Origin of the sequence: Mesorhizobium sp. CAU 1732, from assembly GCF_039888675.1 — a bacterium.
Taxonomy (GTDB): domain Bacteria; phylum Pseudomonadota; class Alphaproteobacteria; order Rhizobiales; family Rhizobiaceae; genus Aerobium.
The window spans coordinates 2,288,644-2,313,196 of record NZ_JBDQQR010000001.1 but is presented as its reverse complement, the minus strand read 5'-3'; the positions used below and the strand labels follow the sequence as shown (position 1 = coordinate 2,313,196).

Sequence of the window (24,553 nt, the reverse complement as noted above, 5' to 3'; positions counted from 1 at the left end):
CGCGGCAAAACGACGTCAGGGACGATCGACCTCGATCTCGTCCTGTATGGCTTCCGCGTCGAGGCGTGTGCGGAAGTCGGTCCGCACCTCGTTCCACGCGAAGCGGACCGAGTTGAGAACGATTTCGGCATCGTATTTCTTCAGCTCATTTGCGATCGGCGCCCACTTGACCAGCGCCTTCGGGCTGAGCTCGAAGACGTCGCCCGTGGCGGCCGCGTTTTCCCAGTGGATCGTGCCAAGCCGTTTGTCGAAGGCCGCCAACCATTCAGCCACCGCCTCTTGACTCGGCGCGTGGTCGGCATTCTGCTCGATGCCCGATCGATAACACGACGTCGCGGTCCGCTCGCGATCCGCGGTCGTTATCGCATGGCCCGAAAGCGCCTTGGCGACGCAGTGAATGGTCAGGTCCGACAGGCACGCGGCGTATACATGCATCTTCGCGATGTTGACCGATTGAATAAAGACATCGTTTTCGAACATGGTTCTGTAGCTGGTGCCCATGCGCGTCTTCAGATAGCCATAGAGTTTCTTCTGCGCCACGAAAGCTGATCGCGTCGCGGCGAAGTCCTCCAGTCCCGCTATCGTGTCGATTGGCCCCTCGTTGTTGCGCGCTACAAATCGCGCCGCAAGCTCCCGCCAGATCACCGCGGCTCTTTCACTTATCGTCGCCATTGCAACTGCCTCCCTCCAATGGATACGACCAAGGTCTCAATTCCCAATATCCGTCATCGTGTCTAATGCTTGACGATCACCATTGCGATTCCGTCTTTGGTATCGCCTGGTGGGGGTCGATAGCGGCGCAGGTCGCTAGCACAACCAAGGGGAGGAGGACAGCCATGTCCGACAATGCAGTTCAACTGACAGAGGAGCAGAAGGACCGATACTGGAGCAAGACGCGTAATCTCACGATGATCGCTCTAGTCATCTGGTTCATCTTCTCTATCGTCGTTCCGTGGTTTGCGCCGCAGCTCAACACAATGAAATTTCTCGGCTTTCCGCTCGGTTACTACATGATCGCGCAGGGATCTCTCATTGTCTTCGTCGTGACCATCTTCTGGCAGAACTGGGCCCAGGACAGAGTCGACGACGAGTTCGGGCTCGGCGAGGAATAGGGGGGAAGCATGAACGGGACATTCATTCAGAATCTCGGCCGGGTCTACGGTATCTATACCGGCGGCTTCGTCGTCTTCATCATCATCATGGCCATCCTCGAACAGCTCGGGGTCAGCGCCAGAACGATCGGCCTGATGTTCGTCGGCTTCACGATCGTTATCTACGCACTCATCGGCTACCTGTCGCGCACCATGCAGGTCGAGGCCTACTACGTCGCAGGTCGTGAAGTCCCCGCCGTCTACAACGGCATGGCGACGGCTGCCGACTGGATGTCGGGCGCATCGTTCGTCGCGATGGCCGGCGGCATCTATTTCGGCGGCTACGGCTATCTCGCCTATGTCATCGGCTGGACCGGCGGCTACATCCTCGTCAACTCGCTGATGGCGCCCTATCTGCGCAAGTTCGGCTGCTACACGGTTCCGGACTTCGTCGGCACGCGCTACGGCGGCAACTCCGCGCGCCTGGCGGCCGTCATCATTCTGGTTGTTGCGTCCTTCACCTATGTGACGGCCCAGATCGATGCCTCGGGCACCATCGCCGCACGCGCGCTCGGCATTCCGTACGAATACGGTGTGTGGATCGGCCTGGTCGGCATCCTGCTGTGCTCCATGCTGGGCGGCATGCGCGCCGTCACCTGGACACAGGTGGCGCAGTACATCGTGCTGATCATCGCCTACCTCGTTCCGGTGTTCTGGATGTCCAACGCGCAGGGCTTCGGCCTCATTCCGCAGTTCGGCTATGGCGAAGCCATCGACCGTATCGCGGAACTGGAAGCCCAGTACGGTCTGGTGCCGGCGGCACAGGCGATTCCCGGTGTTTCGGTTCTTACCACGCCGCACAACAACCCGCTTGGCGGCATGGACTCGTGGAAGTTCATCACGCTGGCGATCTGTATGATGGCTGGTACGGCTTCGCTGCCGCACATCCTCATGCGCTACTTCACCACGCCGTCCGTGCGTTCGGCCCGCAAGTCCGTCGCATGGTCGCTGCTGTTCATCTTCCTGCTCTACTTCACGGCGCCGGCTCTCGCCACGCTGACGAAGCTTCAGCTCCTCGATCCGGATCTCGCGACCTCGATCATCGGCAAGCCGATCGCCGACGTCATGTCGCTCGCATGGATCCAGAACTGGAGCGCGGTGGGCATGGTGGCAATCGCCGACCAGAACGGGGACGGCATCCTGCAGCTCAACGAGTTCTTCATGCGGCCCGACATCGTCGTTTTGGCCACGCCGGAAATCGCCGGCCTGCCTTACGTCATTTCGGGCCTCGTCGCTGCTGGCGGTCTTGCCGCCGCGATGTCGACCGCCGACGGCCTGCTGCTGGCGATCGCCAACGCGCTCAGCCATGACCTCTACTACAAGATGATCGACCCGAAGGCCGACACCGCGATCCGTCTGATCGTGGCGCGCATCCTGCTGGTGGTCATCGGCCTGGCCAGCGCCTTCGTCGCTTCGCTCCACCTGACCGGCATTCTCGGCGCGGTGGCGTGGGCATTCTGCTTCGCCTGCTCAGGTCTCTTCTTCCCGCTCGCGCTCGGCGTGTGGTGGAAACGGGCCAACAAGCAGGGCGCTCTGGCAGGCATGATCTGCGGCTTCGTCGCAGGTTCGCTCTACCTCTACTATGTCCGCAGCGGCGGAACACCGATCCTCGGGCTCGACGATGTGAGATTCGGCATCATCGGCATGTCGGTCAGCCTCGTTGCGATGGTCGTCGTCACACTGATGACGCCCGAGCCTAGCGAGGAAATCCAGAAGATGGTCGAGGAAACCCGCATTCCAACGGGCAAGACGATCCTTGGCGGCGCTCACTAGGCCGCTTGCATTTTTGACCTTCGGGGGCGAGACAGTGTCTCGCCCCTTCTTTCTTGCCTAGGATCGACATCTCCATGCAGGACGCGCTCGCGATCTTCCCCATCTGGGTTATTGCACTCGACTATCTTCTCGGCGTCATCATGTGGACGCTTGTCGGCCGCTTCGCGATGGGCATCTTCCTCTCGGAAGATTCCGACTTCTTCTTCATGCGGTTCTTCGTCAGGGCAACCGATCCGATTATCCGGCTGTTCCGGCCGATCACGCCGGGTTTCCTGCTCGACCAGTTCGTACTGCTCTACGTGGCCTGGTTCTTCTTCATGATCCGCTTCTACCTGATGCCGTGGTTGCTGGGCTATTCGGTCATGGGGATGCTGTCCTTCCCGCTGGAAGGTGAAATCGCACGGGCGATCTACCAGACGTTCGGCGCGCGCTGACTTTAAAGCGCGTTCGCGATCTTTCAGATTGGCTTACCGCGCTTCATGTCCTTGTTTTGATGCATGTCGTGGTCCCAAAACCGGTTCCCACTTTTGGGCGACATGCATTAGCCCGGCAGGGCTCTGATCAGCGCTACGGCGGCATCGAAGTCCCGGCGGCGCAGGACCCGGCGATGGATCGCTTCCGCGTCGTCGCCCCATTGCTCGATGTTCCAGTCCTCGTCGATATGGGCAGCCGTCCAGGCCTCGTCGGGATCGAGCGCGCCGGCATCGATCGCAAGCGCGAGAAGTGCGGATCCGGTCAAAGTGGTCATCAGGTGAATCGCCGATAGGCGGCAGGCGTCGTCGCGCTGCTTGAGCCATATGCCGACGGCGGCGATGGCGTCGCGCGGCTGGTCGACATGAACGATGCCTTCGGCGAGGAAGAAGCGCGCGCCCAGCGTCGAGCGCGCCCAATCGATGACAGGGTCCCACGCGTCGGCCTGCCGCGTCACCAATGCCTCGGGCGTATCGGCGCGGTAGAACAGCATGTCGGACGACGAAAAGCGCATGATGTCCTCGAGCACCGCCTGCGTGTCGGTTGCAACGCCATCGATCGCCGTATTCACCAGCCTGAGGACCGGCATCGTCGTCGGGTCGATCGTCTCGCGCTGAGCCTCGAACTCGTCGGCGATCAACTGCGCCGCGGCAGCCGTCGGGAGCGCGAGCAGCGCCCTGCCCGGCGTGCGCACCGGCTTTGCATCCAGTTGCACGGCAAAACCTTCCGGCGTCTCCGCGACGCTTGCCTCGGTGTAAAACCGCTTCGGCAGTTGCCGGCGCATCTGGATTTGCGCGCGCTTGACGGGGTCCGGATCGGAAAGCTGGTGTCCGGTTTCTGGATCGTTGGGCAGATCACGCACGGTCGTTCCTCGTCATGTCAGTCATGGAGCGGGTGGAGTTCGACGCACCGGCCGGTTCACCACAAGCAGGCCGGCGATCACCAGCGCCAACGCCAGGAAGATGCGTATCGAGAGCGGCTCGTTCAAGAGAACGCCGCCACACAGGACGCCGAAAGCGGGCGTGAGGAACGCGAAGTTCGACAGCGCGGATGCCGGATAGCGCCGCATCAGCCAGAACCACAGGACATAGGTGAAGGCGACGATGAAAACCGCCTGGAACAGCAGCGAGCCAGTGGCGAGCGCAGTGGGATCGCGCAGAAGCGGTCCCGCCAGCGGCAGGAACGGAACAACGATGATCGCCGACACGACCAGTTGATAGAGCAAGGTCTTTTCGGCGCTCGCACCGGACAGGCGCGAGCCCTTGATCACCAGCGTCGTCGCCGCCCAGAGAATGCCCGCGGCCAGGCACATCAGGTCGCCCCAGATCGCAGATGCGTCGGGCAGGCTCAGCCTGTCAGAGAAGACCAGCGCAACGCCGCTGAAGGCCAGCACCAGACCGGCGAATTTCTGCAGCGTCATGCGTTCGCCGAGCATGAAATGCGCGCCGAGCAGCACCCAGAACGGCATGGTGTTGACCATCAGTGCACCGCGCGCGGCGGTGGTGAAGTCGAGTCCGAGGAAGATCAACGCGAATTCCGCGCCGAACAACACGCCGGCGGCGATGCCGGCAATGAGCGTGCCGTCGCGTCGAAAGATCGGAATGCGGCGATAACGGCACCAGAGATAGACGAGCACGCAGGCGATGGCCGAGCGCAGCAGCACGGCGAAGATCGGGTTGTAGCCGACGTTGGAAACCTTCACGGCCACCTGATTGAGGCCCCAGAAGAAGGTCAGGCCGACCATCGCAACAGCCGCGAACGTGTCGATGGACGGGCGCGCGTCGCTCCCGCCCGCAGCAGGGCTCATTCGTTTTCCCCGGCGCTCGCTTCCTCGAAACCGAGCAGGTTCCAGCTCTGGCGCATATGCGGTGGAATGGGCGCGGTCACGTCTATGACGCCGCCATTGGGATGCGGGATGACGATGCGGCGGGCGTGCAGGTGCAGGCGGTTCTGCATGCCGCCCGGAAAATCCCAGTTCTTGTCGGCCTCGAAATATTTCGGATCGCCGATGATCGGGCATCCGATGTGAGCGGCATGCACGCGCAACTGGTGGGTGCGCCCGGTATGCGGCTGCATCTCCAGCCAGGTCAGGGCCTGCGCGGCCTGCTCGATCACGCGGTAGTAGGAAACGGCATGGTCGGCGCCCTCCTCGCCGTGCCTGGCCACGCGCATGCGATCGCCATCGAGGGTCTGTTCCTTGACGATCCAGGTCGAAATCTTGTCTTCGCGCTTCGGCGGCACGCCTTTGACCAGCGCCCAATAGGTCTTCGTCGCATCGCGGCCACGAAACGCCTCGGCGAGCTTCATGGCGGCCAGCCGCGTGCGGGCGACGACCAGAACGCCCGACGTGTCGCGGTCGAGGCGATGGACGAGGCGCGGCTTCTCGCCCTTCTTGCTGCGGAAGGCCTCCAGCATGTCGTCGACGTGGCGGTTGACGCCCGAGCCGCCTTGAACAGCAAGGCCGGACGGCTTGTTGAAGACGAAAACCTGCGGGTCTTCGTGCAGCATCATCTTCGAGAGGACGGCGCCATCGTCCTGGCCACGCATCGTGCGGGCGGTGACGGGTGCGTCGCCCTTGCGGTCGACACCCAGCGGCGGAATGCGCACCACCTGCCCCGGCTCCAGCCTCGTGTCGGATTTGACGCGGCCGCCATTGACGCGCACCTGCCCCGACCGGAGCAGCTTCTGCAACGGCCCGAAGCCCAGTCCGGGGAAATGGGTCTTGAACCAGCGATCGAGGCGCATGCCCGCTTCGCCCGCTTCGACGGTAATTTGTTCTACGCCTGCCATGTGTCGCCAATCTTCCGCGTTCCGTGCGCCAGATAGCATCACGCGAGGCTGCGCGCGAGCGCCAATCCTGCAAACAGGGCCGCGAGTGACAGAAGGACGCTTGCCGCGGCGTAACCGAACGCCTGAAACAGCGCGCCGCGCTCATGCAGAACGGCAAAATCGAGCGCGAACGCCGAGAAGGTCGTGAAACCGCCGAGAATTCCGGTCGCGACGAACAGACGAAGCTCGTTCGAGCCGCCGTAGCGGCGCGCGAGGATCTCGACGACCACCCCCATCAGGAAACAGCCGACGATATTCACGGTGAGGGTCGCCCACGGGAACCCCGGCCCGACGATCCGAAGCGCGGCGACGTTGACGAGGTGGCGGGCCGACGCGCCGATCGCACCGCCAGCGGCCACGAGAAGCAGATGATACATCCGGATACTCTTGTGGCCGAATGGGCCGGCAGTCAACGCGGGCCCGTTACGACTAGTCGTCGGCCTGCGCTGCCCGTTCGCGCCGCAGCTTGGACCAGTAATCCAGACGCTTCCTGATCTCGCGCTCGAACCCACGGTCCGGCGGCGCATAGAATGTCTGGCGACCGAGTGCTTCGGGGAAATAGTCCTGACCGGAAAACGCGTCGGGCTGGTCGTGGTCGTACTGGTAGGCCGTGCCGTAGCCTTCGGCCTTCATCAGCTTCGTCGGCGCGTTGAGGATGTGCTTGGGCGGCGCCAGCGAGCCGTTCTCCTTCGCGGTCCGCATCGCAGCCTTGAAGGCGGTGTAGACGGCATTGGATTTCGGAGCCGTCGCGAGATAGACGCAGGCCTGCGCGAGCGCCAGTTCGCCCTCGGGCGAGCCGAGATAGTCATAGGCGTCCTTGGCGGCGTTGCAGATGACGAGCGCCTGGGGATCGGCAAGGCCGATATCCTCCACCGCCATGCGCACAAGCCGCCGCCCGATATAGAGCGGGTCCTCGCCGGCATCGAACATGCGCGCGAGATAATAGAGCGAGGCATCGGGATCGGAGCCGCGCACCGATTTGTGCAAGGCGGAGATCAGATTGTAGTGACCGTCTTGGCTCTTGTCGTAGATCGGCGCGCGACGCTGCACGATGCGCTGCAGGCCTTCGGCGTCGAAAATCTCGCCGGCGTCGGCGGCGCGCCATGCCTCCTCCGCCAAGGTCAGCGCGGCGCGGCCATCGCCGTCCGCCATGCGAACGAGTACCGCGCGCGCCTCGTCATCGAGCGGAAGCGGCGTGCCCTCCTCCTCTTCGGCGCGCGTGAGCAGGGACGCGATGCTCTCGTGTTCGAGCGACCGGAAGGTCATGACGCGGGCGCGGGACAGAAGGGCGGCATTGAGTTCGAAGGATGGGTTCTCTGTCGTCGCGCCAACGAGGATGACGGTGCCGTCCTCCATCACAGGCAGAAACGAATCCTGCTGGGCGCGGTTGAAGCGATGGATCTCGTCGACGAAAAGCAGCGTCTGACGTCCACTGGCCCGGCGCATCCGGGCGGTTTCGAACACCTTCTTCAAATCCGCGACGCCTGAAAAGATCGCCGAAATCTGCTCGAAGGCGAGACCGGTCGCGCCGGCCAGCAGACGTGCCACCGTGGTCTTGCCGGTGCCTGGCGGACCCCAGAAGATCATCGAGCCGAGCGATCCCGAGCGGATCAGGCGCGTCAGCGCGCCGTCCGGTCCCGTCAAATGCTCCTGGCCGACGACGAGCGACAGGTCGCCCGGCCGCAATCGGTCCGCGAGCGGCCTGCCCGGCTGCGACGTCGCTGGCTGTTCGAACAGGTCGGCCATCGCGTCAATAACGCAGGATCTGGTTCATCTGCCGGCCGTCGCGCTGGATCGTGAACCGCCACCATCGCGAGTCCGTCATCGCGACCTCCCGCAGCTTTGCCGGCGTGTCGATCGCGACGCCGTTGATTTCGATGACGACGTCACGCGGGCGGAACCCGAAACCGGCAGCGGGAGAACGGCGGTCCACCTCGACAATCACCACGCCCTTCGTCTCGACACCGAGCCCGATGCGCTGGGCGAGACGTGGCGACAGCTCCGCCACCTTGACGCCGGCGAACGGGCTGCGCCCGTCGATGACCACTTCCTCGGACGACGCACCTTCAGGCGCGCGCACGAGTTCGATCTCGATCTCGCGTTCCCGTCCCTGGCTCAAAACGGTCAGGGTGGATGTCGAGCCGATCGTCTGCGTGGCGAGCCGGTAGCCCAGCGCGTCGGGATGCTCGATCGCAGCGCCATTGAGCGCGAGCACGACATCGCCGGGACGTATGCCCGCCGCCGCCGCCGGACCGTCGGGCAAGACCGCCTTCACCAGCGCGCCCGACGGCCGCGGCATGCCGAGCGCTTCCGCGACCTGCGCAGTCACGCTTTCGAAGGTCGCGCCGACGAAGGGCCGCTCGAAATAGTCGAGCCCATTGCGCGCGGAATCGACCACCGCGCCGACGATGTTCGCGGGGATCGCGAAGCCGATGCCGATCGAGCCGCCGCTCTGGCTGTAGATGGCCGTGTTGATGCCGATCACCTCGCCGCTCATGCTGATCAGAGCGCCGCCGGAATTGCCGGGATTGATCGCTGCATCGGTCTGGATGAAGAAGCCGAAATCGTTGACGCCGACATGGGTGCGGGCGAGCGCCGACACGATGCCGCTGGTGGTCGTCTGACCGACACCGAACGGGTTGCCGATCGCAAGCACGAGATCGCCCACTTCGAGCGCGTCCGAATCCCCCAGTGGAGCGACCGGGAACGGTTGATCCGACTCGATCTTCAGCACGGCGAGATCGAGCGATTCATCCTTGAGCAGGATCGTGCTGGTGAATTCGCGCCCGTCCGACATCGCGACGCGCACCTGATCCGCATCGCGGATGACGTGGTAGTTCGTCACGACGAAGCCACTGGGATCGACAATCACGCCCGAGCCGAGCGACGACTGCACGCGGGGCGGCATCTGCTGCTGGCTGAAAAAGCGCTCGAAGAACGGGTCGCCCGCAAACGGCGAGCGGGCGCGAACCTGCTGGGACGCGTAGACGTTCACGACTGCCGGCCCCGTCGCCTTGACGAGCGGCGCATAGGAAAGCTGCACTTCGGCCTGGCCGAACGGCACGCGGCGCGCCACGTCCGTTTCGGGCGCCGCCTCGCTGCCGCGCAACAAATCGGACAGGGCCTGACCGAGGTCCTTGGCGCCGCTGTCCTGCGCGATGGCGGGAGACATGCTCATCGGCGACAGCGCCAGCAGAAAGATCGGGAACAGGCGGGCAATCACGGCGTGGCGCATCGTCAATCCTCGTGAATCAGGCAGCGCCATTGTGCGAATGAATGGGCGGAATGAAAGGCGTTTTGCGACCGACACCGTCCGTCAGGCCTAGTTTGCGGCTTCCAGTGCACGGGCAATGTCGGCGAACCCGCGCTGGCGCGCGTAAGCAAGCGGCGAGACGCCATCCTTGTCAGGGATCTGGCGCGCACCCGCTGCCAGCAAGTCTGCGACGATCTCGCGATAAACCGGGCCACCATCGCCTAGAATGACGGCTTCCATCAAGGCGGTCCATCCGAGATTGTTGACGTGATCGACATCGATTTCGGTCGCCAGCAGGATGCGAACCGTCTCCGGATGCGCGTGGTGCGCGGCCGGGATCAAGGCCGTTCCACCATAGCGATTGGTATCCGCGAGGTCGGCGCGTCCACTGTCGAGGATCAACCGCAGGATTTCGTTGCGACCCTCTGCCCCCGCATAGAGGAAGGGCGTGTCGCGATTGTCGTCCTTGGCGTTGACATCGGCCCCGGCCTCAATGAGGAGCCGCGCGATGTCGACCTCGTTGGCGCGTGTCGCAATCAGGAGGGCGGTGCGGCGGGCGGCATCCCGGGCGTCCAGATCCGCTCCGGCGACAACCAGGAGTTCCACGTCGGCGACATTCCCCGCTGCCACAGCATCCAAGAGCATTGTCGTCTCCTCACCCACAAGCGCCGAACCCGTAAGGCAGATCATCGCGAAAACGACCACACTTCTCAACGCGGCGCGTCTCGCGCGCAAGATAGAAGCGCGCGCATGGCGCGCAACAGCAAGCGACAAACGCAAAGAGGGGCCGTGAGGCCCCTCTTGCGCTAAAAGCATGCGATCGTGATTGCGGATCAAGCCGCTTCGGACTCGCTGTTGGCTTCTTCGGCCTCGACGCGCGCGCGGTCGGCGGCGCCCTTGGCGGAGACGTCGCGATCGACGAACTCGATCACGGCCATGGCGGCATTGTCGCCGTGGCGGAAGCCGGCCTTCATGATGCGCAGGTAGCCGCCGTGGCGGGTGGCATAACGCGGCGCGATTTCATCGAACAGGCGCTTGGCGATAACGGCCGAGCCGACCGCCGAGATCACCTGGCGACGCGCGTGCAGGTCGCCGCGCTTGCCGAGCGTCACGAGCTTCTCCACGATCGGGCGAAGCTCCTTGGCCTTGGGCAGCGTGGTCGTGATCTGCTCATGTTCAATCAGCGAGGCTGCCATGTTCGTGAACAGGGCCTTGCGGTGGCTGACAGTACGGCCGAGACGGCGACCGGATTTTCCGTGGCGCATTGGCCTTCTCCTTCAGAGTTGTTCGGAGGCGCTGAGCCTCAATTTTCTTAGCCGCATGATCTGGCCCGAAAAGTCATACGACTTTTCGGGATCATGCTCAGTATTGGTCTTCGTAGCGCTTGGCGAGGTCTTCGATGTTCTCCGGCGGCCAATCCTGGACTTCCATCCCGAGATGGAGGCCCATGGCGGCCAGAACTTCCTTGATCTCGTTCAGCGACTTGCGGCCGAAGTTCGGCGTACGCAGCATCTCGGCTTCGGTCTTCTGGATCAGGTCGCCGATATAGACGATGTTGTCGTTCTTCAGGCAGTTCGCCGAACGCACCGACAATTCCAGCTCGTCGACCTTCTTGAGCAGAGCCGGGTTGAAAGCCAGCTCCGTGACCTGCTCGGACGCGACTTCCTTCTGCGGCTCGTCGAAGTTGACGAAGAGGCCAAGCTGATCCTGAAGGATGCGAGCCGCAAACGCGACGGCGTCCTCACCGGTGACCGCACCGTTGGTGTCGATGGTCATGGTCAGCTTGTCATAATCGAGAACCTGGCCCTCGCGGGTGTTCTCGACCTTGTAGGAGACCTTCTTGACCGGAGAATACAGGCTGTCGACCGGGATGAGACCGATCGGGGCATCCTCGGCACGGTTGCGATCGGCAGGAACATAGCCCTTGCCGGTGTCGACCGTGAACTCCATGCGGATCTCCGCGCCCTCGTCGAGCGTGCAGATGACGTGGCTCGGGTTCAGGATCTCGACGTCACCCACGGTCTGGATGTCGCCTGCGGTGACCGCACCTGGACCCTGCTTGCGCACGACCATGCGCTTGGGACCATCGCCTTCCATGCGGATGGCGATTTCCTTGATGTTGAGGACGATGTCCGTCACGTCTTCGCGGACACCCGCGATCGACGAGAATTCATGCAGCACGCCATCGATCTGCACCGCCGTCACGGCAGCGCCGCGCAGCGAGGACAGAAGCACGCGACGAAGCGCGTTGCCGAGCGTCAGGCCGTAGCCACGCTCGAGCGGCTCTGCGACGAGCTGGGTGGTCGTCTTGCCCTTCGAGGAGAACTCGATCTTGTTGGGCTTGATCAATTCCTGCCAGTTTTTCTGGATCATTCTTTTTTCCTTCCGTTTCCCGCCACCATCCAATCGTGGCGGGCAAATCTGGAAACCGCGAGAGGAACGCCGGCAAACCGGCGCTCTTCGGGCATATCGAAAAGCTTAGACGCGGCGCTTCTTGCGCGGGCGGCAGCCATTGTGCGGGATCGGCGTCACGTCGCGGATCGAGGTGATGGTGAAGCCGGCCGCCTGAAGGGCGCGCAGAGCCGATTCACGACCCGAACCCGGACCGCAGACCTCGACCTCGAGCATACGCATGCCGTGATCCTGCGCCTTCTTGGCGACGTCTTCGGCAGCGACCTGTGCTGCGAACGGGGTCGACTTGCGCGAGCCCTTGAAGCCCTGGGCACCGGCCGACGACCAAGCAATCGTGTTGCCCTGCGCGTCGGTGATGGTGATCATCGTGTTGTTGAAGGTCGAGTTGACGTGCGCGACGCCCGACGAGATGTTTTTGCGCTCGCGACGGCGGACGCGTGTGGCTTCCTTGGCCATGGTATTCCTTTCAGAGATATTGACGCCGCCGTAGTTCCAGCGGCTACACCAGGAAGCGAACAGGGAGTAGCGAATAGCGAGTACGGAGCAACTGCCGAACTATTCGCTATCCGCTGTTTCGCTATTCGCTCAATTACTTCTTCTTGCCGGCGATCGCCTTCGCCGGACCCTTGCGGGTGCGGGCGTTGGTGTGCGTGCGCTGGCCGCGAACCGGCAGCGAACGACGGTGACGCAGGCCACGGTAGCAACCAAGGTCCATGAGACGCTTGATGTTCATCGAAACTTCGCGGCGCAGATCGCCTTCGACCTGATAGTCGCGATCGATCGCTTCGCGGATCTGCAGCACTTCGGCGTCGGTGAGCTGATTGACGCGACGATCGGCGGGAATGCCCACCTTCTCGACGATCTCGGCTGCGAACTTCGCGCCGATGCCATGAATGTACTGAAGCGCGATAACGACGCGCTTGTTGGTCGGGATATTGACGCCTGCTATACGGGCCATCTTCGTCTCCATGTGAAGCCGGTCGAGCCGGCATTGGTTGTTGTCCCGCGTCCGGTGGAGGCCGGCTCGTGCGGTGTTTCTCGTCCATGCGTCCAGAGCGGCCCGGAAGGACCGGCTCTCTTCTGCCTTGGATGGGAGACGGGCCGCTTTAGTCCAGAAAGCGGCCTGCGTCAACCGGTGAGTTCTCTTTCGCTACTCGACAGTCGCGGGCTGAGCCAGCAGCGCCTCGATCTGCTGCGTCACGTCGTTGATGCTCGCCATGCCGTCGACCGTCTGAAGCTGGCCCTTGGCATAGTAGTAGCCGATCAGCGGAGCCGTCTTCTTGTAGTATTCGCGAAGGCGTTCCTCGAAGACCTCGGGCGTGTCGTCCTTGCGAACCGTCTGACCTGCAGCCTTGGCCTCGTCGGCCCGCTTGACGATGCGCTTCACGAGCGCCCGGTCATCGACGACCAGTTCGATCACGGCGTCAAGCGACAGGCCGCGAGCCTTCAGCATCGTCTCGACCGAATCCGCCTGAACCAGAGTGCGCGGATAGCCGTCGAGAATGAAACCCTTGCCGCAATCGGGCTGGTCGATCCGCTCGGCCACGATGGCGTTGACGATCGCATCCGAGACCAGCTCGCCAGCATCCATCACGGCCTTCGCACGCTTGCCGACGTCGGTGCCGTTGGCGACCGCGGCGCGCAGCATGTCGCCCGTGGAGAGCTGCGGGATCCCGTGCCTCTCGACCAGCCTCTGTGCTTGCGTCCCCTTACCCGCCCCTGGCGGCCCAAGCAGTATCAGCCTCATCGTCCCCTCTTTCCTCCACGCAGCTTCGACTTCTTGATCAGCCCCTCATACTGGTGCGCGATCAGGTGTCCCTGAACCTGCGACACGGTATCGAGCGTCACGCTCACGACGATCAGCAGCGACGTGCCGCCAAGATAGAAAGGTACGCCGGCAGCCGAGATCAGGAACTCCGGCACGAGACAGACGATGACGAGGTAGATGGCGCCAACGACCGTGATGCGGGTCAGGACGTAGTCGATGTACTCAGCCGTGCGCTCGCCGGGGCGGTAGCCCGGGATGAAGCCGGAATGCTTCTTGAGCTGGTCGGCCGTGTCCTTCGGGTTGAAGACGATCGCCGTATAGAAGAACGCGAAGAAGGCGATCATCGACGCATAGAGGACCATGTAGAGCGGCTGGCCATGCCCGAGCGTGGCGAGCACGGAATTGGCCCAAGGCGGCAGGGTCGTCGTGTCGGAGAAGCCGGCCAGCGTGGCGGGCAGCAGAAGCAGCGACGATGCAAAGATCGCGGGAATGACGCCTGCAGTGTTCAGCTTGAGCGGCAGATGCGAGGTGTCGCCCTGGAACATGCGATTGCCGACCTGGCGCTTCGGATACTGGATCAGCAGCCTGCGCTGCGCCCGTTCGAAGAACACGATGACCGCGATCAGAGCGACGGCGAGGATCAGGATCGCCAGGATGAGGCCCGTCGACAGAGCGCCCGTGCGCCCGAGCTCCAGCGTACCGCCGATCGCTGTGGGAAGACCCGCGACGATGCCTGCGAAGATGATCAGCGAAATGCCGTTGCCGATACCGCGGGCGGTAATCTGCTCGCCCAGCCACATCAGGAACATCGTGCCGCCGACCAGGGTGATCACGGCGGAAATGCGGAAGAACCAGCCTGGATCGGTGACGATCTGGTTGCCCGATTCGAGGCCGACGGAAATGCCGTAAGCCTGCACGGTGGCGAGCAACACCGTGCCGTAGCGGGTGTACTGGTTGATAACCTTGCGGCCCTGCTCGCCTTCCTTCTTGAGCTGCTCGAGCGTCGGGATGACCGACGTCATGAGCTGCACGATGATCGAGGCGGAAATGTAGGGCATGATGCCCAGGGCGAAGATCGCCATGCGCTCCACGGCGCCGCCGGCAAACATGTTGAACATGCCGAGCACACCGCCCGACTGCTGCTGGAACGCCTGCCCGAACGCTTCCGGGTTGATGCCCGGCAGCGGGATATAGGTGCCAATACGATAGACCAGCAACGCGCCCAGCGTGAACCAGATGCGTTTCTTGAGGTCCTCGGCCTTGGCGAAGGCCGCAAAATTCAGATTGGAAGCAAGCTGTTCTGCTGCCGATGCCATGGAAAATTCTCCGCTTCGTCACGCAGGCGAATCCGCCACCGGGGATCGCGCGTCGCCGAAGCCACGAGATAGGCTCCAGACGGCAAAGATGCAAGCGGCGGCCTGCTCATGCTTTGGTCCAGACGAAATGAATTCAACTGGATATGAGCATGGGCAGACCGCCGCCGTTGAAAGCTCGTTATTCGGTTGCGGCCGCTTCCGGCAGCTTGACCGACCCACCGGCCTTCTCGACCTGTTCCAGCGCCGACTTGGACGCGCCGGCGATGTCGAAGCTGACCTTCGACTTCAGCTCGCCGCCACCCAGAAGACGAACGCCGTCCTTGGCGCGGCGCAGAACGCCAGCCTTGACGAGGGTCTCGACCGTGATGGTCTCCTTGGCGTCAAGCTTCTTGGCATCGATGGCGGTCTGGATACGACCGAGAGAAACCTCGTTGTAGTCCTTGCCGAAGATGTTCTTGAAGCCGCGCTTGGGCAGGCGGCGATAGAGCGGCATCTGGCCGCCCTCGAAGCCGTTGATGGCAACGCCCGAGCGCGAGCTCTGGCCCTTCACGCCACGGCCGCCGGTCTTGCCGGAGCCCGAGCCGATGCCGCGGCCGACGCGCTTGCGCGCCTTGGTGGCTCCGTCGACGTCACGCAGTTCGTTGAGTTTCATGATAACGCTCCTGCGGATTAGGCCTCGTCCACGACGCGGACGAGATGCTGCACCTTGGCGATCATTCCCCGGACGGACGGCGTGTCCTCCAGCGTCGAACGACGGTGCATCTTGTTCAAGCCCAGACCGATCAGCGTGGCACGCTGTTCGACGGGGCGGCGGATGGGGCTGCCGGTCTGTTCGACCGTAAGGGTCTTGCCCTGCTTCTTAGCCATGATCGTGATCCTTGCCTGAAGCGACTATTCGTCGGCCGCAACGGCAGCGCCACGGCGCGCCTGCAGTGCCGAGTACTTGATGCCGCGCTGTGCAGCGATGTCCTTCGGATGCATCTGGCTCTTCAGAGCATCGAACGTCGCGCGAACCATGTTGTACGGGTTCGACGAACCCATCGACTTGGCAACCACGTCATGCATGCCGAGCGTCTCGAAGACGGCGCGCATCGGGCCACCCGCGATGATGCCGGTACCGGCCTTGGCTGCACGCAGGAGAACCCTGCCCGCGCCGTGGCGGCCTTCGACGTCGTGGTGGAGCGTGCGGCCCGAACGAAGCGGCACGAAGATCAGATCGCGCTTGGCGCTCTCGGTCGCCTTGCGGATTGCCTCCGGCACTTCGCGTGCCTTGCCGTGGCCGAAGCCGACGCGGCCCTTCTGGTCGCCAACGACGACGAGGGCTGCGAAGCCGAAGCGACGGCCACCCTTGACCACCTTGGCGACGCGGTTGATGTGAACGAGCTTGTCGACGAATTCGCTGTCGCGCTCTTCGCGGTCACGGTTGCGATCGCGGCCGCCGTCCCTACGTTCTTGTGCCATTATCCTGTTCCTTGTTTTTTTCCGGAAGCACGGTTTCTGAAAGTTGCAGGCGCGATCCTGTCGGGCCTGCGGTGAATGCAGCGGAAGACCGCCGCAAAGTCTCTTCCAAACGTGATCTCAGGCCGAAGCATCGCTCCGGCCTTCGCAGATCAGGTGTTAGAAGCTCAGGCCACCCTCACGGGCGGCATCGGCGAGCGCCTTGACGCGGCCGTGATAGATGTACGGTCCACGGTCGAACACGACTTCCTTGACGCCGGCCTTGGAGGCGCGCTCGGCAACGAGCTTGCCGACAGCGGCGGCGGCTGCCGAATCCGCACCGGTCTTGAGCGAACCCTTCAGGTCCTTCTCGAGCGTCGATGCTGCTGCGATCGTATGACCGTTGGCATCGTCGATGACCTGCGCGTAGATGTGCTTCGACGAACGATGCACCGAAAGACGCGGGCGGTCGCCGGCGACCTTCTTGATCTGGCGGCGGACGCGCTGCGCACGACGCTGAATGGTTTCCTTGAGGGCCATGGCCTTATTCCTTGCCTTGAAAAACGGGGGCGGCCATTGGCGGTAAGCTCACGCTTCCCGCGACCGCGCCCCGTGGCGCTGCATTGATTACTTCTTCTTGCCTTCCTTGCGGACGATCCGCTCGCCGGCATAACGAACACCCTTGCCCTTGTAGGGCTCGGGGCCGCGATACTTGCGAATTTCGGCCGCAACCTGGCCGACTGCCTGCTTGTCGATACCGTTGACAACGATTTCGGTCGGCTTCGGCACGGTGATCGACACGCCTTCGGGCGTCTCATAGATCACGTCGTGGCTAAAGCCAAGAGCAAGCTGCAGGTTCTTTCCCTGCATGGTCGCGCGATAACCGACGCCGGTGATTTCGAGCTTGCGCTCGAAGCCGTCCTTGACGCCCGTCATGATGTTCTCGATCTGCGTGCGGGACATGCCCCACTTCGAGCGAGCAACCTTCGTCTCGTCGCGCGGCTGAACGGCGATCTCGCCGTCTTCCATCTTGACCAGAACCTCGTCGTTGACGACGAACTTCAGCTCGCCCTTAGGGCCCTTGGCCGTGACGGTCTGACCGTTCACCGATGCCGTAACGCCCTGCGGGACCGCAACGGGCTTCTTTCCAATACGAGACATGATGTCTGTCCTCGTTCTCTATCTGGATTGCGAACTGTCAGATCAGAAGATCTGGCAGAGCACTTCGCCGCCGACATTTTCTTCGCGCGCCTGGTGATCGGCCATCACGCCCTTCGGCGTCGACAGGATCGAAATACCGAGGCCGTTGGCGACCGAGGGAATCGACTTCACCGAAACATACACGCGACGACCCGGCTTCGAGACGCGAGAAATCTCGCGGATGACCGGCGTGCCTTCGTAGTACTTCAGCTCGATCTCGAGCTCCGACTTGCCATTGTCGTAGTCGACCTTGGCGTAGTCGCGGATGTAGCCTTCCGACTTCAGAACGTCGAGAACGCGGGCGCGCAAGCTGGAAGCCGGCGACGAGACCTTGGTCTTGCGGCGGCCGTAGGCATTGCGGATGCGGGTCAGCATATCGCCGAGAGGATCACTCATGGACATTTGTCGTCCTCCTTACCAGCTGGACTTCACAAGGCCTGGGATCAGGCCATTGTTGCCGAGATCGCGCAGCGCCACGCGGCTCATCTTGAGCTTGCGGTAGTAGGCGCGCGGACGGCCGGTGACTTCGCAGCGGTTCCGAATGCGGTTCTTTGCCGAATTGCGCGGCAGAGCGGCAAGCTTGAGCTGAGCGCGGAAGCGCTCCTCGATCGGCTTGCCCTGGTCCATGATGATCGCCTTGAGCTCCGCACGCTTGGCAGCGTACTGATCAACGAGCTTGCGGCGCCTGTTGTTCTTCTCGACTGAGCTGGTCTTTGCCATTTCAGGTTCCTTTGTTCGCTGCCGTTACTGGCGGAAGGGGAAGTTGAAGGCCTTGAGCAATGCCCGTGCCTCGTCGTCCGTCTTCGCAGTCGTACAAACGATGATGTCCATTCCCCACATCTGATCAACCTTGTCGTAGTTGATCTCGGGGAACACGATGTGTTCCTTCAGGCCCATGGCGAAGTTGCCACGGCCGTCAAAGCTCTTGATGTTCAGGCCGCGAAAGTCGCGAACGCGCGGCAGTGCGATCGTGACCAGGCGGTCGACGAAATCGTACATGCGGTCCTTGCGCAGCGTCACCTTCGCGCCGATCGGCATGTGCTCACGCACCTTGAAGCCGGCGATCGAGGTGCGGGCCTTGGTGACGACGGCCTTCTGGCCGGCGATCATTCCGAGGTCCTCGGCGGCAACGGACGGCTTCTTGGAATCGCCGGTCGCTTCGCCAACACCCATGTTGATGACGATCTTGTCGAGGCGCGGGATCTGCATCTCGTTGTCGTAGTTGAACTGCTCCTGAAGAGCCTTGCGGATCTGCTCCTTATACAGAGCCTTCATCCGCGGTTCGTATTGATTAGCCATTGATGACTTCTCCCGAGCGCTTCGCGACGCGGACCTTCTGGCCGTCGCGGACCTCGAAGCCGACGCGGGTCGGCGTCTTGCCGTCCTTCGGATCGACCACTGCGATATTGGACAGGTGGATCGCTGCTTCCTTGCGGATCAGGCCACCTTCCTGCGTCTGCGACTGGCGCTGGTGGCGAACGATCATGTTCACACCGCGCACAAGCGCCTTATCGTCTTTCGGCATGACGCGCAGCACTTCACCGGTGCGGCCCTTGTCCTTGCCAGCGAGCACGACGACCTTGTCGCCCTTGCGAATCTTGTTCATGTCACTGGCCTCCTTAGAGCACTTCAGGCGCGAGCGAGATGATCTTCATGTGGTTCTTGGCGCGGAGTTCGCGCGGAACCGGTCCGAAGATACGGGTGCCGATCGGCTCTTTCTTATTGTCGACGAGAACTGCTGCGTTCTTGTCGAAACGGATCACGCTGCCGTCCGGGCGGCGGATGTCCTTGGCCGTGCGAACCACGACCGCCTTCATCACATCGCCCTTCTTAACGCGGCCGCGCGGAATGGCTTCCTTGATCGAAACGACAATGATGTCGCCGACCGAGGCATACTTCCGCTTCGAGCCGCCCAGCACCTTGATGCACATGACACGACGCGCGCCGGAATTATCCGCGACGTCGAGGTTTGTTTGCATCTGAATCATGACTGGCCGCCTTCTTCTTCATATCCGGCAGGGTTCGCCCTGCCCGGCTTGTCCAAAATTCGTTCTATTCGGCTTTCGCCGGCTCCTGGGTCTGGTTCTCAATGACCACCCAGCGCTTGTCCTTGGAGATCGGAGCCGACTCCTGGATAAAGACGAAATCACCCACCTTGCAGGCGTTGTTCTCGTCATGCGCCTTGTACCGCTTCGTCTGGCGAACGGTCTTCTTCATCACCGGATGGGTGAAGCGACGCTCGATTCTGACGACGACGGTCTTGTCGTTCTTGTCGCTGACGACAGTGCCCTGCATGATGCGCTTCGGCATTTTCTTCGTCCTTAAGCCTTCTTGGAGGCGGATTTTTCCGCCGCAATCGTCTTGATGCGCGCAATATCCTTACGGACCTGTTTCACGCGCGCGGTTTTTTCGAGCTGGCCGGTCGCTTTCTGGAAGCGCAGGTTGAACTGCTCCTTCTTCAGCGAGGCAAGATCGTCGTTCAGTTGGTCCTGGGTCTTTGCCCTGACGTCGACGGCTTTCATAAAAGCACCCTTCCCTATTCTGCGATGCGCTGCACGAAGCGCGTGCGAACCGAGAGCTTGGCTGCTCCAAGACGAAGCGCCTCGCGGGCGATCTCTTCGGAAACACCGTCGATCTCGAACATGACACGACCCGGCTTGACGCGCGCCGCCCAGTAATCCACCGCGCCCTTACCCTTGCCCATGCGGACTTCGGTCGGCTTGGAGGTCACCGGCAGATCCGGGAAAATCCGGATCCAGACGCGGCCCTGGCGCTTCATCTGGCGGGTGATCGCGCGGCGGGCCGCCTCGATCTCACGCGCAGTGACGCGGTTGGGTTCGAGCGCCTTCAAACCGAAGCCGCCGAAGTTGAGGTCCGTGCCACCCTTGGCTGCGCCATGGATGCGACCCTTGAACTGCTTGCGGAACTTTGTGCGCTTTGGCTGCAGCATTGTTCTTCTCCAAAATTCCTATGCTCAGGCGTTCTCACGACGGCGCGGGCCGCCATGGGAGTCACCCTCTGTCGCACGACGCTCCGAAGCCATCGGGTCATGCTCGAGGATTTCGCCCTTGAATACCCAGACCTTGACGCCGCAGATGCCGTAGGCGGTGTGCGCTTCAGCCGTGCCGTAATCGACGTCCGCACGCAGCGTGTGCAGCGGAACGCGACCTTCGCGGTACCATTCCATGCGCGCGATCTCGGCGCCGCCGAGACGGCCCGCGCAGTTGATGCGGATGCCCTCGGCGCCCAGACGCATCGCCGACTGAACGGCGCGCTTCATGGCGCGGCGGAACGCAACGCGGCGCTCCAACTGCTGCGCGATCGACTGCGCGACCAGCTTGGCATCGATCTCCGGCTTGCGGACTTCGACGATGTTCAGGTGCGTTTCCGACTTCGTCATCTCGGTCAGCTTCTTGCGAAGCTTCTCGATGTCCGCGCCCTTCTTGCCGATGATCAGGCCAGGACGTGCGGCATGGATCGTCACGCGGCACTTCTTGTGAGGACGCTCGATCACGATCTTCGAGACGGCGGCCTGCTTCAGCTCCTTCTCGAGGTATTCGCGGATCTTGATGTCCTCGTGCAGCAGCTTGCCGTACTCGCCGGTGTTCGCGTACCAGCGCGAATCCCACGTGCGGTTGATGCCGAGACGAAAACCGATCGGATTGATTTTCTGGCCCATCAGGCGGCCTCCACTTTCTCTTCAACTTCGCGCACGACGATCGTCAGGTGCGAAAACGGCTTCTCGATCCGGCTCGCACGACCGCGGCCACGAGCGTGGAAGCGCTTCATCACGATCGACTTGCCAACCCAGGCCTCCGCGACGACCAGGGCGTCGACATCGAGATCGTGGTTGTTTTCAGCGTTGGCGATCGCGGACTCAAGCGTCTTGCGGACGGTGCCCGCGATACGCTTGCGGGAGAATTCGAGATCGGCGAGCGCAGTCGCGACCTTCTTGCCGCGGATCAGCGCAGCAACGAGGTTCAGCTTCTGGGGGCTGACACGGATCGTGCGCAGTACGGCACGCGCCTCGTTATCGGCGAGCCTGCGCGGAGCTTTGGCCTTGCCCATGTTACTTCCTCTTTGCCTTCTTGTCCGCGCCGTGGCCGTAATAGGTACGGGTCGGAGCGAATTCACCGAACTTGTGGCCCACCATCTCCTCGTTCACGGAGACCGGGACGTGCTTCTGGCCGTTGTACACCCCAAAGGTGAGACCGACGAACTGCGGCAGGATGGTGGAGCGACGGCTCCACATCTTGATCACTTCGTTGCGGCCGCCATCACGAACCTTTTCTGCCTTCTTGAGCAGGAAGCCGTCGACGAACGGGCCTTTCCAAACTGAACGGGTCACGTCAGACTACCTTTCCTTAGCTCTTGCGCTGGTGGCGCGAGCGCATGATGAACTTGTCGGTCGACTTGTTGGACCGCGTTCTCTTACCCTTGGTCGGCTTGCCCCATGGGGAAACCGGGTGACGACCACCCGAGGTCCGGCCTTCACCACCGCCGTGCGGATGGTCGACCGGGTTCATGGTGACGCCGCGATTGTGCGGGCGCTTGCCGCGCCAGCGCGTACGACCAGCCTTGCCGTCGTTGATGTTGCCGTGGTCCGCATTGGACACGGCGCCGACGGTTGCAATGCACGAGCCGTGCACGATGCGCTGCTCGCCCGAGTTCAGGCGAAGGATCGCCATGCCCTGGTCGCGGCCGACGAGCTGTGCGTAGGCACCTGCCGAACGTGCAACCTGACCACCCTTGCCCGGCTTCAGCTCGACATTGTGGATGATCGTGCCGACCGGCATGGCCGACAGCGGCATCGCGTTGCCCGGCTTCACGTCGGCGCTCTCGGCAGCGATGACCTTGTCGCCTGCTGCGAGACGCTGCGGCGCCAGGATGTAGCTCAGCTCACCGTCATCATATTTGATGAGCGCGATGAACGCGGTGCGGTTCGGGTCGTACTCGATGCGCTCGACCGTCGCCGACACGCCGAACTTGCGGCGCTTGAAGTCGATCAGGCGGTAGGTGCGCTTGTGACCACCACCGATGAAACGGCTCGTGATGCGGCCCGCGTTGTTGCGTCCGCCGGACTTCGTCAGGCCCTCGGTCAAACCCTTGACAGGCTTGCCCTTGTAGAGCCCCGAACGGTCGACGATCACGAGCTGGCGCGTGCTCGGCGTAATCGGGTTATATTTCTTAAGTGCCATCGTTCCGTCCTTTAGAGACCGGTCGCGACGTCGATCGACTGGCCTTCGGCCAGCGTCACAACCGCCTTCTTCACGTCGCTCTGCCGGCCAACGGTGCCGCGGAACCGCTTCACCTTGCCCTTACGCAGGAGCGTGTTGACGGCCATCACCTTCACGCCGAACAGCGCTTCGACAGCAGCCTTGATCTCCGGCTTGGTCGCCTTGCGGGCAACGTTGAAGACCACCTGGTTGAATTCGGAAGCCATGGTCGACTTCTCAGTGATCGCCGGGGAGACGATCACGTCATAGTGGCGAAGATCAGTCATTTGAACCGCTCCTCCAGAGCCTCTACTGCGGACTTCGACAGCACGAGCGTGCCGCGGCGCAGGATGTCGTAAACGTTGATGCCCTGGATAGGCAGCACGTCGATGTTCGGAATGTTCATCGCAGCGCGCTTGAAGTTCTGGTCAAGCTCGGAGCCGCCGATCATCAGTGCGTTGGTCAGACCCAGCTTGGCGAAATTCGTCACCAGAGCCTTCGTCTTGGCCTCGGACAGCATGAGGTCGTCGACGATGATCAGGTTCGAACCCTTGGCCTTCGCCGAGAGCGCGTGACGCAGGCCCAGTGCACGGACCTTCTTGGGAAGGTCATGCTCATGGCTGCGGACGACCGGGCCGTGTGCCTTGCCGCCGCCGCGGAACTGCGGAGCGCGTGCGGAGTGGTGACGAGCGCGGCCCGTACCCTTCTGCTTGTACATCTTGGCGCCGGTGCGCGCGATTTCCGCGCGGCCCTTGGCCTTGTGCGTGCCCTGCTGCTTCTTGGCGAGCTGCCAGCGAACGACGCGCTGCAGAATGTCCTCGCGCGGGTCCAGGCCGAAGATCTCGTCGGAGAGCTTCACCTTGCCGGCATCTTCGCCGGCAAGCGTGGTGATCTTGATGTCCATTATTCCGCTCCCTCAGTCGCCGGAGCGGACGAGGCCGCCGGAGCTTCTTCCTTCTTGGCGGCGCGAACGGCTGCCGGCTTCGGAGCGTTGTCCGGAAGCGGAACCTTGATCGCGTCGCGAACCATGATCCAGGCGCCCTTGGAACCCGGAACCGCACCGCGGATCAGGATCAGGCCACGATCGGCATCGGTCGAAACGACTTCGACGTTCTGCGTAGTGATGCGGGTCGAGCCCATGTGGCCGGCCATCTTCTTGCCCTTGAACACCTTGCCGGGGTCCTGGCGCTGGCCGGTCGAACCGTGTGCACGGTGCGACACCGAGTTACCGTGGGATGCGCGACCGCCACCGAAATTGTGGCGCTTCATGACACCCTGGAAACCCTTACCGATCGAGGTGCCCGTCACGTCGACCTTCTGGCCGGCGACGAAATGCTCGACCGTGATCTCCAGACCGACATCGATCAGGTTCTCCGGCGATACGCGGAACTCCGCGACCTTCGCCTTCGGCTCGACGGAAGCGGTCGCGAAATGTCCGCGCAGCGCCTTCGACGTGTTCTTGACCTTGGCAAGACCGACGCCCAACTGGACCGCCGTATAGCCATTCTTTTCCTGGGTACGCTGAGCAACGACCTGGCAGTTCTCCATGCGGAGGACTGTGACAGGCACATGCTCGCCAGCGTCGTTGTAGACGCGCGTCATCCCGATTTTCTGTGCGATAACACCTGAACGCATCGGTTCTGTTCCTTCAGAGTTCCCGGTCGGGGCATGCCCCTTCCGCCTCTTGTTCCTTCAGAGGAGCCATTCGGGCACTGCCCGGCAGGCTC

37 protein-coding genes are annotated in these 24,553 nt (G+C 62.7%); 3 read left to right on the top strand and 34 right to left on the bottom strand.

Annotated elements, in window-relative coordinates:
* Positions 1–15: 15 nt before the first annotated feature.
* The gene (locus tag AAFN55_RS11390) at positions 16–672 is read right to left on the bottom strand and encodes a hypothetical protein (protein WP_347798947.1); all 657 of its coding nucleotides are present in this window, start codon (positions 670–672) and stop codon (positions 16–18) included.
* Positions 673–836: 164 nt separating this feature from the next.
* Here AAFN55_RS11390 and AAFN55_RS11385 point away from each other — a divergent pair, with 164 nt between their 5' ends.
* From AAFN55_RS11385 to AAFN55_RS11375, 3 genes are all read left to right on the top strand, one after another.
* The gene (locus AAFN55_RS11385) at positions 837–1,112 is read left to right on the top strand and encodes a DUF4212 domain-containing protein (RefSeq protein WP_347798946.1); all 276 of its coding nucleotides are present in this window, start codon (positions 837–839) and stop codon (positions 1,110–1,112) included.
* A gap of 9 nt (positions 1,113–1,121) precedes the next feature.
* On the top strand, positions 1,122–2,924 hold the full coding sequence (locus AAFN55_RS11380) for a sodium:solute symporter family protein (protein ID WP_347798945.1): 1,803 nt from the start codon (positions 1,122–1,124) through the stop codon (positions 2,922–2,924).
* 74 nt (positions 2,925–2,998) lie between these two features.
* Entirely contained in the window at positions 2,999–3,358 is a 360-nt protein-coding gene (locus tag AAFN55_RS11375) for a hypothetical protein (RefSeq protein ID WP_347798944.1), read from the top strand.
* Positions 3,359–3,465: 107 nt separating this feature from the next.
* On the opposite strand, the gene AAFN55_RS11370 is transcribed toward AAFN55_RS11375, so the two are convergent.
* From AAFN55_RS11370 to rplC, 33 genes are all read right to left on the bottom strand, one after another.
* A complete protein-coding gene (locus tag AAFN55_RS11370; RefSeq protein WP_347798943.1) occupies positions 3,466–4,257 on the bottom strand; it encodes an ATP12 family protein in 792 nt (263 codons plus the stop codon).
* 21 nt (positions 4,258–4,278) lie between these two features.
* Positions 4,279–5,202, bottom strand: coding sequence for a DMT family transporter (locus AAFN55_RS11365; protein ID WP_347798942.1), 924 nt, complete (start codon positions 5,200–5,202; stop codon positions 4,279–4,281).
* Positions 5,199–6,185 carry an RluA family pseudouridine synthase gene (locus AAFN55_RS11360; RefSeq protein WP_347798941.1) on the bottom strand — a complete coding sequence of 329 codons (987 nt, stop codon included), beginning with the start codon at positions 6,183–6,185 and terminating at the stop codon, positions 5,199–5,201. Before AAFN55_RS11360 ends, AAFN55_RS11365 begins: the two co-directional genes overlap by 4 nt.
* Positions 6,186–6,223: 38 nt before the next feature.
* The gene (gene crcB, locus AAFN55_RS11355; protein WP_347798940.1) at positions 6,224–6,601 is read right to left on the bottom strand and encodes a fluoride efflux transporter CrcB; all 378 of its coding nucleotides are present in this window, start codon (positions 6,599–6,601) and stop codon (positions 6,224–6,226) included.
* Positions 6,602–6,653: 52 nt separating this feature from the next.
* Positions 6,654–7,970, bottom strand: coding sequence for a replication-associated recombination protein A (locus tag AAFN55_RS11350; RefSeq protein WP_347798939.1), 1,317 nt, complete (start codon positions 7,968–7,970; stop codon positions 6,654–6,656).
* Between the two features lie 4 nt (positions 7,971–7,974).
* Positions 7,975–9,459: a DegQ family serine endoprotease gene (locus tag AAFN55_RS11345; protein ID WP_347798938.1), complete on the bottom strand. Its 1,485-nt coding sequence runs from the start codon at positions 9,457–9,459 to the stop codon at positions 7,975–7,977.
* Between the two features lie 87 nt (positions 9,460–9,546).
* Positions 9,547–10,122 carry an ankyrin repeat domain-containing protein gene (locus AAFN55_RS11340; RefSeq protein ID WP_347798937.1) on the bottom strand — a complete coding sequence of 192 codons (576 nt, stop codon included), beginning with the start codon at positions 10,120–10,122 and terminating at the stop codon, positions 9,547–9,549.
* A 188-nt stretch (positions 10,123–10,310) separates the two neighbouring features.
* A complete protein-coding gene (gene rplQ / locus AAFN55_RS11335) occupies positions 10,311–10,742 on the bottom strand; it encodes a 50S ribosomal protein L17 (RefSeq protein ID WP_347798936.1) in 432 nt (143 codons plus the stop codon).
* A 97-nt stretch (positions 10,743–10,839) separates the two neighbouring features.
* Complete coding sequence (locus tag AAFN55_RS11330; protein ID WP_347798935.1) at positions 10,840–11,850, bottom strand: DNA-directed RNA polymerase subunit alpha; 1,011 nt, start codon at positions 11,848–11,850, stop codon at positions 10,840–10,842.
* A gap of 105 nt (positions 11,851–11,955) precedes the next feature.
* Complete coding sequence (gene rpsK, locus AAFN55_RS11325; protein WP_347798934.1) at positions 11,956–12,345, bottom strand: 30S ribosomal protein S11; 390 nt, start codon at positions 12,343–12,345, stop codon at positions 11,956–11,958.
* Positions 12,346–12,478: 133 nt separating this feature from the next.
* Entirely contained in the window at positions 12,479–12,847 is a 369-nt protein-coding gene (gene rpsM / locus AAFN55_RS11320; RefSeq protein WP_347798933.1) for a 30S ribosomal protein S13, read from the bottom strand.
* Between the two features lie 192 nt (positions 12,848–13,039).
* The gene (locus tag AAFN55_RS11315; protein WP_347798932.1) at positions 13,040–13,636 is read right to left on the bottom strand and encodes an adenylate kinase; all 597 of its coding nucleotides are present in this window, start codon (positions 13,634–13,636) and stop codon (positions 13,040–13,042) included.
* On the bottom strand, positions 13,633–14,973 hold the full coding sequence (gene secY, locus AAFN55_RS11310) for a preprotein translocase subunit SecY (RefSeq protein WP_347798931.1): 1,341 nt from the start codon (positions 14,971–14,973) through the stop codon (positions 13,633–13,635). The genes AAFN55_RS11315 and secY overlap by 4 nt, the downstream gene beginning before the upstream one ends.
* Positions 14,974–15,151: 178 nt before the next feature.
* Positions 15,152–15,625: a 50S ribosomal protein L15 gene (gene rplO / locus AAFN55_RS11305; protein ID WP_347798930.1), complete on the bottom strand. Its 474-nt coding sequence runs from the start codon at positions 15,623–15,625 to the stop codon at positions 15,152–15,154.
* Positions 15,626–15,642: 17 nt separating this feature from the next.
* Positions 15,643–15,840, bottom strand: a complete 198-nt coding sequence (gene rpmD / locus AAFN55_RS11300) for a 50S ribosomal protein L30 (protein ID WP_347798929.1) — start codon at positions 15,838–15,840, stop codon at positions 15,643–15,645.
* A gap of 24 nt (positions 15,841–15,864) precedes the next feature.
* On the bottom strand, positions 15,865–16,434 hold the full coding sequence (gene rpsE, locus AAFN55_RS11295) for a 30S ribosomal protein S5 (RefSeq protein WP_347798928.1): 570 nt from the start codon (positions 16,432–16,434) through the stop codon (positions 15,865–15,867).
* 156 nt (positions 16,435–16,590) lie between these two features.
* Positions 16,591–16,950: a 50S ribosomal protein L18 gene (gene rplR, locus AAFN55_RS11290; RefSeq protein WP_347798927.1), complete on the bottom strand. Its 360-nt coding sequence runs from the start codon at positions 16,948–16,950 to the stop codon at positions 16,591–16,593.
* An 87-nt stretch (positions 16,951–17,037) separates the two neighbouring features.
* The gene (rplF, locus tag AAFN55_RS11285) at positions 17,038–17,571 is read right to left on the bottom strand and encodes a 50S ribosomal protein L6 (RefSeq protein ID WP_347798926.1); all 534 of its coding nucleotides are present in this window, start codon (positions 17,569–17,571) and stop codon (positions 17,038–17,040) included.
* A 42-nt stretch (positions 17,572–17,613) separates the two neighbouring features.
* Positions 17,614–18,012 carry a 30S ribosomal protein S8 gene (gene rpsH / locus AAFN55_RS11280; RefSeq protein WP_347798925.1) on the bottom strand — a complete coding sequence of 133 codons (399 nt, stop codon included), beginning with the start codon at positions 18,010–18,012 and terminating at the stop codon, positions 17,614–17,616.
* Positions 18,013–18,024: 12 nt separating this feature from the next.
* The gene (gene rpsN, locus AAFN55_RS11275) at positions 18,025–18,330 is read right to left on the bottom strand and encodes a 30S ribosomal protein S14 (RefSeq protein WP_347798924.1); all 306 of its coding nucleotides are present in this window, start codon (positions 18,328–18,330) and stop codon (positions 18,025–18,027) included.
* A gap of 24 nt (positions 18,331–18,354) precedes the next feature.
* Entirely contained in the window at positions 18,355–18,909 is a 555-nt protein-coding gene (gene rplE / locus AAFN55_RS11270; RefSeq protein WP_347798923.1) for a 50S ribosomal protein L5, read from the bottom strand.
* Positions 18,902–19,216, bottom strand: a complete 315-nt coding sequence (gene rplX / locus AAFN55_RS11265) for a 50S ribosomal protein L24 (protein ID WP_347798922.1) — start codon at positions 19,214–19,216, stop codon at positions 18,902–18,904. The genes rplE and rplX overlap by 8 nt, the downstream gene beginning before the upstream one ends.
* Positions 19,217–19,229: 13 nt before the next feature.
* Positions 19,230–19,598 (bottom strand): 50S ribosomal protein L14, encoded by a 369-nt coding sequence (gene rplN / locus AAFN55_RS11260; RefSeq protein ID WP_006205457.1) that lies wholly within the window; start codon positions 19,596–19,598, stop codon positions 19,230–19,232.
* 64 nt (positions 19,599–19,662) lie between these two features.
* A complete protein-coding gene (rpsQ, locus tag AAFN55_RS11255; RefSeq protein ID WP_347798921.1) occupies positions 19,663–19,920 on the bottom strand; it encodes a 30S ribosomal protein S17 in 258 nt (85 codons plus the stop codon).
* 11 nt (positions 19,921–19,931) lie between these two features.
* Positions 19,932–20,132, bottom strand: coding sequence for a 50S ribosomal protein L29 (gene rpmC / locus AAFN55_RS11250; protein WP_347798920.1), 201 nt, complete (start codon positions 20,130–20,132; stop codon positions 19,932–19,934).
* A 14-nt stretch (positions 20,133–20,146) separates the two neighbouring features.
* Positions 20,147–20,560, bottom strand: a complete 414-nt coding sequence (rplP, locus tag AAFN55_RS11245; RefSeq protein WP_347798919.1) for a 50S ribosomal protein L16 — start codon at positions 20,558–20,560, stop codon at positions 20,147–20,149.
* A gap of 24 nt (positions 20,561–20,584) precedes the next feature.
* Positions 20,585–21,289, bottom strand: coding sequence for a 30S ribosomal protein S3 (gene rpsC, locus AAFN55_RS11240; protein WP_347798918.1), 705 nt, complete (start codon positions 21,287–21,289; stop codon positions 20,585–20,587).
* The gene (rplV, locus tag AAFN55_RS11235; protein ID WP_347798917.1) at positions 21,289–21,678 is read right to left on the bottom strand and encodes a 50S ribosomal protein L22; all 390 of its coding nucleotides are present in this window, start codon (positions 21,676–21,678) and stop codon (positions 21,289–21,291) included. The genes rpsC and rplV overlap by 1 nt, the downstream gene beginning before the upstream one ends.
* Position 21,679: 1 nt before the next feature.
* On the bottom strand, positions 21,680–21,958 hold the full coding sequence (gene rpsS, locus AAFN55_RS11230; RefSeq protein WP_347798916.1) for a 30S ribosomal protein S19: 279 nt from the start codon (positions 21,956–21,958) through the stop codon (positions 21,680–21,682).
* A 16-nt stretch (positions 21,959–21,974) separates the two neighbouring features.
* Complete coding sequence (gene rplB, locus AAFN55_RS11225) at positions 21,975–22,808, bottom strand: 50S ribosomal protein L2 (RefSeq protein ID WP_347798915.1); 834 nt, start codon at positions 22,806–22,808, stop codon at positions 21,975–21,977.
* Between the two features lie 11 nt (positions 22,809–22,819).
* The gene (locus AAFN55_RS11220) at positions 22,820–23,113 is read right to left on the bottom strand and encodes a 50S ribosomal protein L23 (protein ID WP_347798914.1); all 294 of its coding nucleotides are present in this window, start codon (positions 23,111–23,113) and stop codon (positions 22,820–22,822) included.
* Entirely contained in the window at positions 23,110–23,730 is a 621-nt protein-coding gene (rplD, locus tag AAFN55_RS11215) for a 50S ribosomal protein L4 (RefSeq protein ID WP_347798913.1), read from the bottom strand. The genes AAFN55_RS11220 and rplD overlap by 4 nt, the downstream gene beginning before the upstream one ends.
* Positions 23,730–24,461, bottom strand: coding sequence for a 50S ribosomal protein L3 (gene rplC / locus AAFN55_RS11210; RefSeq protein ID WP_347798912.1), 732 nt, complete (start codon positions 24,459–24,461; stop codon positions 23,730–23,732). Before rplC ends, rplD begins: the two co-directional genes overlap by 1 nt.
* Between the last annotated feature and the right edge of the window lie 92 nt (positions 24,462–24,553).

Bases quoted from the DNA above. Each gene is read 5' to 3' on its own strand.
- AAFN55_RS11380 (WP_347798945.1), top strand. From the start codon at position 1,122: ATGAACGGGACATTCATTCAGAATCTCGGCCGGGTCTACGGTATCTAT.
- rplV (WP_347798917.1), bottom strand. From the start codon at position 21,678: ATGGGCAAGGCCAAAGCTCCGCGCAGGCTCGCCGATAACGAGGCGCGT.
- crcB (WP_347798940.1), bottom strand. From the start codon at position 6,601: ATGTATCATCTGCTTCTCGTGGCCGCTGGCGGTGCGATCGGCGCGTCG.
- AAFN55_RS11385 (WP_347798946.1), top strand. From the start codon at position 837: ATGTCCGACAATGCAGTTCAACTGACAGAGGAGCAGAAGGACCGATAC.
- rpsQ (WP_347798921.1), bottom strand. From the start codon at position 19,920: ATGCCGAAGCGCATCATGCAGGGCACTGTCGTCAGCGACAAGAACGAC.
- rplP (WP_347798919.1), bottom strand. From the start codon at position 20,560: ATGCTGCAGCCAAAGCGCACAAAGTTCCGCAAGCAGTTCAAGGGTCGC.
- AAFN55_RS11220 (WP_347798914.1), bottom strand. From the start codon at position 23,113: ATGACTGATCTTCGCCACTATGACGTGATCGTCTCCCCGGCGATCACT.
- AAFN55_RS11350 (WP_347798939.1), bottom strand. From the start codon at position 7,970: ATGGCCGACCTGTTCGAACAGCCAGCGACGTCGCAGCCGGGCAGGCCG.
- rplX (WP_347798922.1), bottom strand. From the start codon at position 19,216: ATGAACAAGATTCGCAAGGGCGACAAGGTCGTCGTGCTCGCTGGCAAG.
- rpsM (WP_347798933.1), bottom strand. From the start codon at position 12,847: ATGGCCCGTATAGCAGGCGTCAATATCCCGACCAACAAGCGCGTCGTT.
- AAFN55_RS11360 (WP_347798941.1), bottom strand. From the start codon at position 6,185: ATGGCAGGCGTAGAACAAATTACCGTCGAAGCGGGCGAAGCGGGCATG.
- secY (WP_347798931.1), bottom strand. From the start codon at position 14,973: ATGGCATCGGCAGCAGAACAGCTTGCTTCCAATCTGAATTTTGCGGCC.
- rpmD (WP_347798929.1), bottom strand. From the start codon at position 15,840: ATGGCTAAGAAGCAGGGCAAGACCCTTACGGTCGAACAGACCGGCAGC.
- rpsE (WP_347798928.1), bottom strand. From the start codon at position 16,434: ATGGCACAAGAACGTAGGGACGGCGGCCGCGATCGCAACCGTGACCGC.
- rpsN (WP_347798924.1), bottom strand. From the start codon at position 18,330: ATGGCAAAGACCAGCTCAGTCGAGAAGAACAACAGGCGCCGCAAGCTC.
- AAFN55_RS11330 (WP_347798935.1), bottom strand. From the start codon at position 11,850: ATGATCCAGAAAAACTGGCAGGAATTGATCAAGCCCAACAAGATCGAG.
- AAFN55_RS11315 (WP_347798932.1), bottom strand. From the start codon at position 13,636: ATGAGGCTGATACTGCTTGGGCCGCCAGGGGCGGGTAAGGGGACGCAA.
- AAFN55_RS11345 (WP_347798938.1), bottom strand. From the start codon at position 9,459: ATGCGCCACGCCGTGATTGCCCGCCTGTTCCCGATCTTTCTGCTGGCG.
- rplC (WP_347798912.1), bottom strand. From the start codon at position 24,461: ATGCGTTCAGGTGTTATCGCACAGAAAATCGGGATGACGCGCGTCTAC.
- rplE (WP_347798923.1), bottom strand. From the start codon at position 18,909: ATGGCTAATCAATACGAACCGCGGATGAAGGCTCTGTATAAGGAGCAG.
- rplD (WP_347798913.1), bottom strand. From the start codon at position 23,730: ATGGACATCAAGATCACCACGCTTGCCGGCGAAGATGCCGGCAAGGTG.
- rpmC (WP_347798920.1), bottom strand. From the start codon at position 20,132: ATGAAAGCCGTCGACGTCAGGGCAAAGACCCAGGACCAACTGAACGAC.
- AAFN55_RS11365 (WP_347798942.1), bottom strand. From the start codon at position 5,202: ATGAGCCCTGCTGCGGGCGGGAGCGACGCGCGCCCGTCCATCGACACG.
- rplQ (WP_347798936.1), bottom strand. From the start codon at position 10,742: ATGCGCCACGGAAAATCCGGTCGCCGTCTCGGCCGTACTGTCAGCCAC.
- rplN (WP_006205457.1), bottom strand. From the start codon at position 19,598: ATGATTCAGATGCAAACAAACCTCGACGTCGCGGATAATTCCGGCGCG.
- rplF (WP_347798926.1), bottom strand. From the start codon at position 17,571: ATGTCTCGTATTGGAAAGAAGCCCGTTGCGGTCCCGCAGGGCGTTACG.
- rplR (WP_347798927.1), bottom strand. From the start codon at position 16,950: ATGGCCCTCAAGGAAACCATTCAGCGTCGTGCGCAGCGCGTCCGCCGC.
- AAFN55_RS11390 (WP_347798947.1), bottom strand. From the start codon at position 672: ATGGCGACGATAAGTGAAAGAGCCGCGGTGATCTGGCGGGAGCTTGCG.
- rplB (WP_347798915.1), bottom strand. From the start codon at position 22,808: ATGGCACTTAAGAAATATAACCCGATTACGCCGAGCACGCGCCAGCTC.
- rpsC (WP_347798918.1), bottom strand. From the start codon at position 21,289: ATGGGCCAGAAAATCAATCCGATCGGTTTTCGTCTCGGCATCAACCGC.
- rpsH (WP_347798925.1), bottom strand. From the start codon at position 18,012: ATGTCCATGAGTGATCCTCTCGGCGATATGCTGACCCGCATCCGCAAT.
- rpsK (WP_347798934.1), bottom strand. From the start codon at position 12,345: ATGGCCAAGGAAGCCACACGCGTCCGCCGTCGCGAGCGCAAAAACATC.
- AAFN55_RS11340 (WP_347798937.1), bottom strand. From the start codon at position 10,122: ATGCTCTTGGATGCTGTGGCAGCGGGGAATGTCGCCGACGTGGAACTC.
- AAFN55_RS11375 (WP_347798944.1), top strand. From the start codon at position 2,999: ATGCAGGACGCGCTCGCGATCTTCCCCATCTGGGTTATTGCACTCGAC.
- rplO (WP_347798930.1), bottom strand. From the start codon at position 15,625: ATGAAACTCAACGAACTGCGTGACGTCGACGGAGCCACCAAGGCGCGC.